This is a genomic window from Segatella bryantii (assembly GCF_022024215.1).
GTDB lineage: Bacteria > Bacteroidota > Bacteroidia > Bacteroidales > Bacteroidaceae > Prevotella > Prevotella bryantii.
The window spans coordinates 337,602-351,145 of sequence record NZ_CP091798.1 but is presented as its reverse complement, the minus strand read 5'-3'; the positions used below and the strand labels follow the sequence as shown (position 1 = coordinate 351,145).

Below are 13,544 nucleotides of genomic sequence, written 5' to 3'. Positions count from 1 at the left end.
CACGAAGAAAAGATTTCAGTAAAAAGCTTTTTTTTTTAAGCGAACCGGTCAAGAATAGTTATTCTTTTATTTTGATATGTCTACTTTTTGCAGTACCTTTGCACCCAAGATTATAACACCTGAATTTTTAAAGTATGATTCTTTTTTTTAGAACTCAATCTAAGAGTGTAGTTGCGACTGAAATTGATCATCAGCCGGAACAGAATGAAATCAATGAACTTTGTTGGCTTTATGGCGATGCAACCCTTGAGGATGCCCAGGAACTTAAAGGCTTCTTCATTGGCCCACGTCGTGAAATGATCACTCCTTGGAGTACAAATGCCGTTGAGATTACCCAGAATATGAGTCTTAACGGCATTTCGCGCATAGAGGAGTATTTCCCTGTTGAGTCAAAAGACGCTGAGCACGATCCTATGCTTCAGCGTATGTATGATGGTATTGACCAGACGATTTTTACCGTTAATCACGAGCCAGAACCAATCAAGTACGTTGATAACCTAGAAAAGTATAACGAAGAAGAAGGTTTGGCACTCAGTGTAGACGAAATAGCTTATCTACATAAGCTTGAAAAAGAAAATGGTCGTCCACTGACAGACTCAGAAATCTTCGGTTTCGCCCAAATCAATTCAGAGCACTGCCGTCATAAGATTTTTGGTGGTCAATTTATTATTGACGGACAAGAAAAGGAGTCTTCTCTTTTCAATTTGATTAAGAAGACTACTCAAGAAAATCCACATGAGATTCTTTCTGCCTATAAAGATAATGTAGCATTCTCTCAAGGTCCAGTTGTTGAGCAATTTGCACCACAAGATCAGAGCACTGCAGATTATTTCCAAATTAAGGATATCGAGAGTGTTATTTCTCTCAAGGCTGAGACACACAATTTCCCTACCACTGTAGAACCTTTCAATGGTGCAGCAACAGGTACTGGTGGTGAGATTCGCGACCGTATGGGTGGCGGTGTAGGATCTTGGCCAATCGCAGGTACAGCATGCTACATGACTTCTTATCCTCGTTTGAAGGATGACAACGGCAAGAGCGATATTGAGCGCGACTGGGAGGATATTCTTCCTGTTCGTAACTGGCTATATCAGACTCCTGAGCAGATTTTGATTAAGGCATCTAATGGTGCCAGCGACTTCGGTAATAAATTTGGTCAGCCACTGATTACCGGTTCTCTTCTGACTTTCGAACATCAAGAAAATAACGAGAAGTACGCTTACGACAAAGTCATCATGCTTGCTGGTGGTGTAGGTTATGGCAAGAAGCGCGACTGCTTGAAGAAGGAACCTCGTACAGGCAACAAAGTTGTACTTGTTGGTGGTGATAACTATCGCATCGGTCTTGGTGGTGGTAGTGTTAGTTCTGTTGATACAGGCCGCTATAGCAATGGTATTGAGCTTAACGCTATCCAGCGTGCTAACCCTGAAATGCAGAAACGCGACTACAACTTGGTTCGTGCTCTTGTTGAAGAAGATTCAAACCCTGTTGTTTCTATCCACGACCACGGTAGTGCAGGTCACCTGAACTGTTTGTCAGAGTTGGTTGAAGAATGTGGTGGTGAAATCGATATGACCAAATTGCCTATCGGTGATAAGACTTTGAGCGCTAAGGAAATTATCGCCAATGAGAGCCAGGAACGTATGGGTCTGTTGATTGATGAGAAATATCTCGAGCACGTACAGAAGATTGCAGATCGTGAACGCGCTCCTATGTATGTAGTAGGTGAAACTACCGGTGATGCACACTTCAGTTTCAAACAGGCTGATGGTATTAAGCCATTTGATCTTGATGTAGCTCAGATGTTTGGTCATACACCAAAGACTATTATGGTGGATGAAACTGTTGAAAGAAAATATGAGGATGTTACCTATTCAGCAGACAAACTCGATGAATATATTAATCGCGTACTTCAGCTCGAAGCTGTTGCTTGTAAAGACTGGTTGACGAATAAGGTAGACCGTTCGGTTACAGGTAAGGTAGCTCGCCAGCAGGGTCAAGGCCAAATTCAATTACCATTAAGCGACTGTGGTGTTGTTGCTCTCGACTACCGTGGCAATGCAGGTATTGCAACCGCACTCGGTCATGCTCCTCAGGCAGGTTTAGCAGATCCAAAGGCTGGTTCTGTACTTTCAGTTGCAGAATCTCTTACCAACTTGGTATGGGCTCCATTAGGCCGCAAGGGAGATGAAGAAAAGCAACCTCTAGACTACGTAAGTCTGTCTGCTAACTGGATGTGGCCTTGCCGTAGCCAAAAGGGTGAAGATGCTCGTCTTTATGAAGGTGTTCAGGCATTGAGCGATTTCTGCTGTGCTATCCATGTCAACGTACCTACTGGTAAAGACTCACTCTCTCTAACCCAGCAATATCCTAATGGTGATAAGATTATCTCTCCGGGTACTGTTATCGTCAGTGCAGGTGGTGAAGTCTACGATATCAAGAAGACCGTTAGCCCTGTTCTTGTAAACGACAAGAATTCAAGTTTGTATCATATCGACTTCAGTTTTGACGACCAGCACTTAGGCGGATCTGCTTTTGCACAAAGTCTCGATAAAGTTGGTAGCGATGTTCCTACTGTAAAGAACCCAGATTACTTCGTTGACTGTTTCAATGCTGTTCAGGAACTCATTAAGAAGGGATGGATCATGGCTGGTCATGATATCTCAGCAGGTGGTATGCTGACAACTCTTCTCGAAATGACCTTCGCAAATACAGAAGGTGGTATTCATATCAACTTGCATGATATCGCTTGTGATGATATTGTAAAGACTCTCTTTGCAGAAAACCCAGGTGTCATCATTCAGGTAAGCGATGAACACAAGCAAGAACTCAGAAAGTATCTTGAAGACAATGGTATTGGCTTTGCTAAGATTGGCTATCCAACTCCAAACAATCGCAAGTTGATTATCAAGAAAGAAGGTTTCGAGCATGAATTTGACATCGACATTCTTCGCGATGCATGGTACAAGACTTCATACTTACTCGATCGCAAGCAGAGTATGGGTGGTATGGCTAAGAAACGTTACACCAACTATAAGAAGCAGCCTATCGAGATGAAGTTTAATGAGAACTTCGACGGCTCATTAGCTAGCTATGGTATCAGTGCAGATCGCAGAAAGCCATCTGGCATCAAAGCTGCGATTATCCGTGAGAAAGGTACTAATGGTGAGCGCGAAATGGCTTACACAATGTATTTAGCCGGGTTCGATGTTAAAGATGTTATGATGACTGACTTAATTAGTGGTCGCGAAACACTTGAGGACGTAAACTTCATCGTATACTGTGGTGGTTTCTCTAACTCTGACGTACTCGGAAGTGCAAAGGGTTGGGCTGGAGCATTCCTTTACAATCCAAAGGCAAAAGAAGCACTCGACAAGTTCTATGCTCGTGAAGATACACTTTCTCTAGGTATCTGTAATGGTTGTCAATTAATGGTTGAGCTCAATCTCATCAACCCTGAACATAAACATCGTGCACATCTCTGCCACAACAATAGCAAGAAGTTCGAAAGTTCATTCTTAGGGCTCACCATTCCACAGAATAACAGTGTTATGCTTGGCAGTCTGTCTGGCAACAAACTCGGAATTTGGGTAGCTCACGGAGAAGGTCGTTTCTATCTTCCAGAACCTGAGGATCACTACAATGTAATTGCTAAATACAACTACGCAGAGTATCCAGGTAACCCTAATGGAAGTGACTACAATGTTGCAGGTATCTGTTCTGCAGATGGTCGTCATCTTGCAATGATGCCACACCCTGAGCGTGCTATCTTCCCATGGCAAAACGCTTGGTATCCAGCAGACCATCGCAACGATGATGTTACTCCATGGATGGAGGCCTTTGTCAATGCCCGTAAGTGGATTGAAGAGCGCATAAAATAATAATTTGTAAATGACAGAACAAAAGAAAGACAGTATATACTGGAAGTCTTTTAAGACATTCTTTAAGATTGGCGCAGTCACCTTTGGAGGTGGCTACGCCATGATTCCTATTATAGAAGAAGAAGTTGTAAACAAGAATAAATGGATAAGTAAAGAAGAATTTCTTGACTTGATAGCAATAGCCCAAAGCTGCCCCGGTGTATTTGCTGCCAATATCAGCATCTTCATTGGTTATAAACTGAAAGGAACAACTGGAGCTATCGCAACATGCTTGGGGACTTGCTTACCTTCGTTTTTGATTATTCTTGCTATCGCCATGTTCTTCCATGAATTTCAAGATAACAAAATAATAGCAGCAATATTTGCAGGCATACGTCCAGCTGTAGTTGCCCTTATTGCCGCACCAACATTTAATTTAGCCAAAAGTGCACATATCAATCTTACCAATTGCTGGATTCCTATAATTAGTACTTTATTCATTTGGATACTTCAAGTAAATCCAATTTGGGTTATTATAGCAGCAGGCTTCAGTGGTTACTTATATGGTCAATTTATTAAACCAACAGAATAATGATATTTTTGCAGCTTTTTATTACTTTCTTTGAAATTGGTCTTTTTGGCTTTGGTGGCGGTTATGCTATGATTTCACTGATTCAAGGTCAGGTTGTAACTCGTTATCATTGGATGTCAATGAGTGAATTTACAAATGTCATTGCAATCTCGCAAATGACACCAGGTCCTATAGGCATCAACTCAGCTACCTATTCTGGGTATACAGCTATTCATAATGCAGGTCATGGTGCGTTTCTTTCTGTTTTAGGAAGTGCAATTTCTACTTTTGCACTGATATTGCCATCGCTCATCCTCATGATACTTATCTGCAAACTATTTATGAAGTACATGCATACGAATGCCGTACAAAGCATATTTGCAGGCTTACGTCCTACAGTTGTAGGCCTTTTAGCTGCAGCCACGATGTTATTAGTAAATCCTGAGAATTTTTCAACACCAACAGAAAATCCATGGACTTTCTATATCAGTGTATACCTATTCTTATTTACTTTCGTTGGCACTATGTATATGAAAATTAATCCAATCCGCTTGATTGGATATGCAGGTATTGCCGGTCTTCTCCTTCTATATTAGCGTATTACACACTACTTCTTTGTAACATAAGTATTTGTACAAAGTAAAACTTTATTTAACGTAATAAACTTGTAAATTTTGTAGAATATTTGTATATTTACACCAAATATAACCTACAAAACTTACAACATGATATTAACTCTTTTATTCAGTCTTTTTACCTCATTTACAACGGATACAGCATTCGTTCATGACCCCGTTATGGCCTACGAGAACGGCATCTACTATATGTATTCTACTGGTCGAAATATCCAAGTGATGACATCGCCTAATCGAAAAAGCTGGACACTAAACCAAACTGGAGTTCTCCCCAATATCCCTTCCTGGACTCACGACAGTGTACCAGGATTCAAAAATCATATCTGGGCACCAGACATTATACAATGGCATCAACAATGGTGGATGGCCTACAGTTGCTCTACGTTTGGTAAAAACACTTCAGCTATTGGATTACTACAAGCTTCCAATTTAGCCATCAATCAGTGGACCGATAAAGGATGCCTAATAAATAGCCATGCAAAAAGAGATAACTGGAATGCTATTGATCCTAATTTTGTAAAAGACGAGGATGACAATCTCTGGCTTACATTTGGCAGTTTTTGGGATGGCATTCAACTTATCAAATTACAGGAACAAAACGGAACCTTAACTCAAGATCCTAATGTAGCTCAACTAACTATAGCAAGGAGATATCACAACAATGCTCCAAACAATATGAAAAACCCAACTTCAAAAAATGCAGGTATCAATGCCATAGAAGCCCCATTTATATTCAAACATGACAATTGGTATTATCTTTTCGTAAGCTGGGATTATTGTTGCCGAGGCGCAAAAAGCAATTACCGTGTAGTAGTAGGAAGAAGTAGGAGTATTACAGGGCCTTATATCGATGAAAATGGCATTTCCATGACAGAAGGTGGCGGAACACTCGTTTTAGAAGGAGATAAAAAAGTATATGAAGCTGCTGGACACTGCGCTGTATATCATTTTAATCACCAAGATCTATTCATATGTCATGGCTACAATCTGCAACTCGACGGAATGAGCACACTGATTCAGCGCAAAATACATTGGAAAGAAAATGGTTTTCCACAACTAGAAGAATAATGATGTTCAAAAAAGATGGGAGCGTCCCCAAGACGTCCCCATTGCTCTTATAAAATCCCTAAAAAACCTTTTTAAACTTAAAATACCTATTAAAAAGATCGATTCTAAATTTAAATAATGCGAATAAATTAACCTTTATAAACCTAATAAAACCAATTATATATTTTTATTCCATAAATAGAATGTTCTGTTTATCTTATATTGCAAATATAATTAATAATAAAATAAATATTGTAAGATATTTTTACGCAAACTATCATATTTGTGAAAACTTTTATCGAATATGTTGTTTAAAAGTAAATAGTACACTTGTGTGGTCGATAACATAAGTGGAGATTTTACAATTGTTCTCGCAAAATTCTTGCTGTCATTCCAAAATGTTTTTTACAAAACTCATTAAGATGGGTTTGCGAAGAAAAATTCAATTCATCAGCAACCTGCTTCAATGGCATATTCGTGTTATGGATATAATACAAAATTCGTTCTGCTTTACGTTTCTGTAACCAAACCTGTGGAGTCTCATTAAACTCCTTCTTAAATAAACGATGAAAATGACTTCGCTCTAATCCCATTTTCTCAGCAATAATAGTAATAGAAGTTTCTTGATCAGCCAGTAACTTTACTTTAGTCTTAAAATCGGAAGAATTATCATGAGTAACTTGAAATAGTTTTAAAAAGTCATGATTTGAGAACTGTGAATTTAAGACTATAAAAAGTTCACACTCTTTGAGACGATAAATAGCACTATAGACCATATCCATTTTGATATATGAATACACCGTTCTCAAAATATTTCGCACTAACTGAGGACTATTATAAGCAGTCTGCTGCTTATGAAAAAACATGGTTGGCTGTTTATCATCTTCAGGATGACTAAACTTGAGCCAATGACATAAAGTCTCAATAAACCCCGTTTGAAGTATGATTACTTCTGTTACCTGAGTTGCCTGCAAACATACATCAAACTCATTGGAGACAAATGCAAAATATCCCTCAGACACTTCTTCAAAAACCTCCTGCATTATGGAAAAACGCAAATGCCCGGAAAATACATAGATGAAGCGACTTTTAGTAGTGGCCAATACACGCATAGACTCGCCTGCAGCCAATCTATGCAACCGAAAACCGACTTCAGAATCATTTTCACTGCAATATTGGCCCACCAACAAGTTTAGACTATTATTCAAAATTGGTCTCATGGTATTCTATTAATGCGATAATAAATTTAGTTCGTAAAGATAAATTATATTTTCGAAAAATGCAAATTTATTTTTGACGACAGTTACAAAAAAGATGGGGATGAGCCTACTTCACAGTATTTTCACCCCCTATTTCATCAAGAAAAATATTTTCTATAAAAGTACAAAATCTATAAAAGACTATTTGCTAATTCTCTTTTTACCATTCCGGATAACAATTCCCTGATAATTATCATCTACAAGTTGCCCCTGCATATTATAGGTTTTACCGTTCTGTACCAAGGTATCATCACACGAAATAGAATTAATCCCAAGAGTCAATCCATCAATATAAGAGCCTTCATTTACAAAGAATAGAAGTATATTAGATGGAGCACCATCTATAGTTTTCTCAAAAGAATAATTATACTTTTTGCCAGTATCTGTATTTATAACCGATTTCATTGTGAACAAACCATCTTTAGAATAAGTAACGGTCATATCTACTAATGAACCATCCATATCCTCCTTGAAAGTATCCCAATTAAAATCAGACGTACATCCCGTATTATTGGCAGCCGTATTATTATAATTATCATTTCGTACACCAAAATACTCCTTATAGCCACCATCATTAGGAGCTACGTTTGCACCATAAAGGCACCAGTTATGCCAATTATTAGCCTTATCACTATAATTATAAAAATGAAAGTTGAGCTGATCACCGAGCTCTATAGCATACTGGTTTTGAGAGAAATTCTGCCACCAACCAGAATTTGTATTTTTTATCACAGATGTAGGATAAGCAGTAGTTAGTTTATCACTGCTATTTTCTACTTTATAAAGCCACATCGCCTGTTGGTAATTATTCGTACCACACACTGCAGAAATAGCAACAGCTGGCGTGTTAACCATTTTATCTACATTCTGGCGAATCATGACACCAAAATAATTCAAACCTCCTATTGTTAACTTGATATACGACTTCGAATTATCTGTAAAGCTCCATGTGCCAGTTTTTCCACCTGTTATTTTACCATCAGACGTTAATGTAACAGTTATAGCCTCAGAGACCTGTTTTTTTTCATAATCCAATCGATATGGATGAACTATCAATTGGTAAGAACCCGCTATCTCCGTTTCATCAAAAAGGCGTTTACTCTCAATATCTTTTTGAGTAGTCTGCTTACCTGTATAACGGAAAGGAGATGCGACAAGATACCCATTCTCATTAACAAACAGCTGACGAACACGTACCTGATGACCTTCGCCACCATCTACAAAACGACTATGGTAAACCAAGAAAGCATCACCATTCTCATCCACAAGTACAGAATTATGTCCTTGAGCCAATTCCCCCTCATTATTTGCGCCCCATGCACCCATTGCGCCAAGAATACGAGCACCACGCTTATCACCACTAGTACCAAAGTTCTTCACATAAGAAGAATATATCGCATTATCATAAGGACCATCAATGCTCTTAGAACGGAATACACGCATTTCATATCCTCCCGTAGAAGTAAGACCACCATAAGAAAGGAATAGATAATAATATTCACCGATTTTCTCTATATATGGACCTTCGCCAGAAACATAATAACCACCAGCTATCTTTTTGCCAAAATAGGGGTCAGAAGTACAGTTTGCATTAGCTGCTCCAGGAGTAGTAACTTCTCCATTTATCTCATAAGGATAAATTGCGGTATAATCGCGTAAGCCCGTATTTTGATCTAACTGTATCTGGAAAATTCCACCCGACCATGAACCATATGTAAGATAAAGTTTACCATTATCATACTTCACACACGGATCTATACAGTTTGGCCAATAGGTGCCCCAATGGGTAGAAACATTATAACGTTCAGGAAGAGATGTTGCACCAGTTGCTATAGCTAAATCTGTATGTTTCCAATCATCAGAAGCACTATAGCCATTATGGATATACGTTCCCTGAAAACCAGAAAAGACAACCGGTCCCTGATAGATATAAGGACCTTCTATCTGATCAGCTGCAAGACATACAATAGCAGAGCACCAATTGCTACCATTAACAGACATATACATCAACCACTTCCTCATGGTTGGATTCCAAATAACATCTGGAGCCCACTGATTACCTTGGATATTATCACCAGTATACTGCCAGTCATGAATATTATAAGTACCAAAAGTTACTTCATTTCCCTGGTAATCTTTTACCCGTGTTACAGCGTTAGAGTTATAAGCATCAGCATAGGTTACTTGATGACCAGAAGGATTAGCAAAAAGTGTACAAGCACTTGTTTCACCACCACCAACACCAGAGGTCCAGTTAATCAAATCTGTAGTCTTTGAAACGGCCAAATGGGAACCAAAAATATAATATGTTCCTGCATTGTCATAGACAACAGACGGATCGTGGACAGTCGTCTCTGCATAAGATTCTCTTAAATTGGAAGCCTGTTGACCATCAGTCTGTGCTAAAGAAGTACAAGCCAAGGATAGAAAAGCTATTGATATTAAAAACGGTTTATTCATGATTATATTTTTTCTTGAATGAAAGATAAGAGAAGGAGTGGAAACTTGCTATTTCCACTCCCTGGTTATAAAAATTAAGTATTGTCATCTACGTATAAAACAATGATTGCTCTTAGCCTGGGCACTATTAAATATCAAGTGGCTACCATCAACCGTAAATGCAAACTGCAAATCATTCGGATCTACAGTGCTGAGACCAATATAATACTGTGTATACAGATTATTGTCAGTACCAGTCATTACTGCTTGAACGTCTGCAGTACCATTATTACAGTTGGTGATATAAACTGTTACATCAGAACCATTCATAGCAGCAAGCCATGTTGCCCAATCACTTTGTCCGCCACTCAAAAGAGCCGTAGAATAGCCATTTCCCCAACCATAATTATCTGCACGAACAACAGCATATTCTGTTAAAGCGGCATTACGAAGAATAACAACGAAGTTATTCCAATTGGCAGAGCCCGCATAGTTTTTGAAAGAAACAACATATGTCTTACCTGCAGGAACCTGAATATCATTAGAGAATGCAGTCCACCAAGCGGTAGAATTATCCTCTGCACCTATATTAGTTGGAGTAGGAACAACACCGACTTCTTCTGAAGCTTCAACGTTTACATTGACAGTTGCAGTCTTTCCATTATTAGTAGAAACAGTAACCGTATGTGTACCAGGGGCTGCAGAGACAGCCGAGAATGTAAGTTTTGAGTTATCAATAACTGCAGTTTTTCCACTTACATAAGTAGCAACAACTTCCATGCCTGTAGGATCAAAAGCCATCGTTCTATTTACGAGATCTGAAGTAGCAATTGACTCATAAGTATAATAAGTTGTACGAGTAGGCTGTTGAGTAATCGAAATAGATTCTATCTGCTGCACAACATTAAACTTGGTGTTAGCAACAATTGGAGTAGAAGCAAGTTCACCCTTAAATGTCTTGTTATAAATGGCTACGAGAGTTTTTTCACCTTCGACATTCATATCATTGATAGCAGAGAAATAAAGTTCAGAAGCAGGCACGTTCTTCACGACACCTTCCTCGAAGGTAATATCTGCAGATACATTGGCCATTGCCTCATTAAGATCAGAACCAATATTAACTTCATCAGGTACATTATTCAATACCATAGAAATAGGCTGTTTATCATTAGCTGATGTATAACCACCTATAGGTTCGATATTTGACTGTAAGAAGTTAATATAAGAGCCTTCAGGAACAAGGAAACAACGAATGTTAGCATTCGCTGCATCTGTATTAAGATTACTCAATTTATAAGGTTGGGTATATGTCTTTGTCACAGTACCATTGGTAATTTTGATAAAGAATGTATCAGCTTTAGAACGGTCTACAGTCAAAGTTACTTTACCACCTAACTTTTGCACATTAGCATCTAAATTACTAGCATCAGGCGCCATCAACATGCTACTATTCGTATATTTAAAATATAAGTTACCCCATTGTGAATTATAAGTAGCAGAGTCACCAGTTGCATCAAAACGAAAAGCTCCATACTCTGCATAATTTGTTGCGCCACGATCTTCATCGTTTGTAATAACAAGAGCAAAATTTTTATAATAGGTATTATCAGAAGGATTAATATTCAAATTGAACACAGCATTCCATTTCTGATTATCAGGGATGACATAATACTTTGAGAATGCAGACCACCATCCTGAGGTAAAATCGGTTTTGCCAATGGTATATACATCTTCCTGCATTCCTTCAAGAACTTCTTCGTCTGTTGTTTTAGAATTTTCGATAGAATCAATCTTCGCTGCAATCCAATCTGGTGAATCTATTTTATACAGATCACCCCCCTCACAACTTGTCATCGCCAACAATCCTAAGGCTGTTGAGCAAAATAGAGTTGCTATTTTATTGAGATATTTCATATTTTTAAATTATTTAGGTTTGGAATGCTACCTCATAGCCTATATCTACTCCATGAGGTAACATAAAATCATTATTTACTCAAGTCAACAACAGGATGAACGGTCCATCCTTTCTGTTCAAAGTATGATTTATTACTTTCACTATTATTTGCAGAGTTGCCAACAAGATTAGGATTACTATTCATCAATGTCTGAACAATAGGAATAAATTCGTGTCCCTGAACATATGTATCAAAAGAACACTTCAACTCAGAATCAATTCCTACCTGCGCATAACTTACAGGATCTTTTGCACGATGCAAAGAACGACGGAAGGTTTCATGTTCTTTCAACTGCTGCTGACGATCTGAAGTAAGGAAGAATCCCCAACGTATCAAATCAAAGCCACGACCAAACTCACATCCAAATTCCTTAGGACGCTCTACATTAGCTATTTGCTCAAAGAGTTTATCCTTGGTATCAAAGTCAGTCAAGTTTAAATCGGCCAAGTTAGCACGCTCACGCACCTGATTAATCCAGTCAATAGCCTGCTGTGTAGGGCCATTTACTTCATTCTCACATTCTGCAGCACGAAGCAACACATCAGAATAACGCATCATACGAAGATTGATACCATCATGTAAACCAGTGGCTACACTTGAATATAGACCTGTACGCATATTGGTATTCTTGGCAATAGGAAGACCTCCATTGGTATTATTGGTCATGATCGTGTCTGTGGCTGTCATTGGTACAGTGTAGCCAACATTGCCATATTCAAACCCCTCCCAATCTGCTTCATAAGTACCAATAGTCCAATACAAACGCGGATCGAGTTTACCTGCAGTAGTACGTTCTGCTTTAAACAGATTATAAAGCCATGGAGAAGCAGATAAGTCAGCCCAACCTCCATATACACCTGGACAGAAATTACTTTCTACAGCAGAACCTTGAGTTGCATTTTTACTCGTATTTACAGGAGTCCACTCGTCATCTGTACCTTGCGAACCATAATCAAGGAATTGAATCTCGAAGAGGCTCTCATCATTATTCTCATATTGTGAACCTTCACGGAAGTTATCACCATAATTAGCCATAAGCTTATAAGTACCATACTTTTTGTTGATAATATCCTTAAGTACGGTAAGAGCCTCGCTATATTTGTGGCGTTGCATCAGAGCACGAGCATAGTAACCTGCAGCAGCTCCACATGTTGCTCTACCTTTAGCCCACTCACCACCAGCATCACGTGAAGGAAGCAAAGTCATAGCCTCTGCTAAATCTTTCTCTACCTGATCAAGAACTTCATCGTAAGAGGAATTTTTAGCATAAAGACCATCGAGGGTAGAATATGTGCTATAATCCGTAATCAAAGGAGGATTCTGGAAATATCCTGCCAGATTATAATAGGCAAGTCCACGAAGGAAAAGGAATTGTCCCTTAATACGTTTCATTGACTCTGAAAGCACAGTATCATCATCACCACATTTAGAAAGACCGAAATTACAAACATTAATGGTATAATACCATTCACGCCATATCCACCAACCAATATCACCATCTTCTGGAAGATTATAATCATCGAAAGGCATATACCACACCTGCGATGAATTCCAAACCTCGTCGCCACGTGTTACGTCAATCGTATAACCAACACGGGCATACGATCCCTCCATACGAATATGGTTATAAGCAGCTACTACATTTTCCTCCAATTCGTCAACACCAAAGTTGGCTGTAGTCTGTTCATTTGGATTTTCTACATTCAACTTGTCACTGCACGATGTCAATGTACTGATACCTAATAACATCGCCAAGGAAATATTATATAATTTCATAT

Annotated in this window: 8 protein-coding genes; 4 read left to right on the top strand and 4 right to left on the bottom strand. The window is 38.7% G+C overall.

Annotation, left to right across the window (positions count from 1 at the left end):
- Positions 1-134: 134 nt before the first annotated feature.
- The 4 genes from purL to L6471_RS05495 all read left to right on the top strand — a co-directional run bounded on the left by purL (position 135) and on the right by L6471_RS05495 (position 6,134).
- On the top strand, positions 135-3,881 hold the full coding sequence (gene purL / locus L6471_RS05510) for a phosphoribosylformylglycinamidine synthase (protein ID WP_237797539.1): 3,747 nt from the start codon (positions 135-137) through the stop codon (positions 3,879-3,881).
- 10 nt (positions 3,882-3,891) lie between these two features.
- Positions 3,892-4,452 carry a chromate transporter gene (locus L6471_RS05505; RefSeq protein ID WP_006282893.1) on the top strand — a complete coding sequence of 187 codons (561 nt, stop codon included), beginning with the start codon at positions 3,892-3,894 and terminating at the stop codon, positions 4,450-4,452.
- On the top strand, positions 4,452-5,027 hold the full coding sequence (locus tag L6471_RS05500; RefSeq protein WP_006282892.1) for a chromate transporter: 576 nt from the start codon (positions 4,452-4,454) through the stop codon (positions 5,025-5,027). The genes L6471_RS05505 and L6471_RS05500 overlap by 1 nt, the downstream gene beginning before the upstream one ends.
- 129 nt (positions 5,028-5,156) lie before the next feature.
- Positions 5,157-6,134: a family 43 glycosylhydrolase gene (locus tag L6471_RS05495; RefSeq protein WP_006282891.1), complete on the top strand. Its 978-nt coding sequence runs from the start codon at positions 5,157-5,159 to the stop codon at positions 6,132-6,134.
- Positions 6,135-6,472: 338 nt separating this feature from the next.
- On the opposite strand, the gene L6471_RS05490 is transcribed toward L6471_RS05495, so the two are convergent.
- The 4 genes from L6471_RS05490 to L6471_RS05475 all read right to left on the bottom strand — a co-directional run bounded on the left by L6471_RS05490 (position 6,473) and on the right by L6471_RS05475 (position 13,542).
- Positions 6,473-7,333, bottom strand: a complete 861-nt coding sequence (locus L6471_RS05490) for a helix-turn-helix transcriptional regulator (RefSeq protein WP_074550291.1) — start codon at positions 7,331-7,333, stop codon at positions 6,473-6,475.
- Positions 7,334-7,513: 180 nt separating this feature from the next.
- Entirely contained in the window at positions 7,514-9,832 is a 2,319-nt protein-coding gene (locus L6471_RS05485) for a glycoside hydrolase family 43 protein (RefSeq protein ID WP_237797538.1), read from the bottom strand.
- Positions 9,833-9,916: 84 nt separating this feature from the next.
- Positions 9,917-11,725 carry a bacterial Ig-like domain-containing protein gene (locus L6471_RS05480; protein WP_237797537.1) on the bottom strand — a complete coding sequence of 603 codons (1,809 nt, stop codon included), beginning with the start codon at positions 11,723-11,725 and terminating at the stop codon, positions 9,917-9,919.
- Positions 11,726-11,796: 71 nt separating this feature from the next.
- On the bottom strand, positions 11,797-13,542 hold the full coding sequence (locus tag L6471_RS05475; protein WP_237797536.1) for a RagB/SusD family nutrient uptake outer membrane protein: 1,746 nt from the start codon (positions 13,540-13,542) through the stop codon (positions 11,797-11,799).
- Positions 13,543-13,544 lie beyond the last annotated feature (2 nt).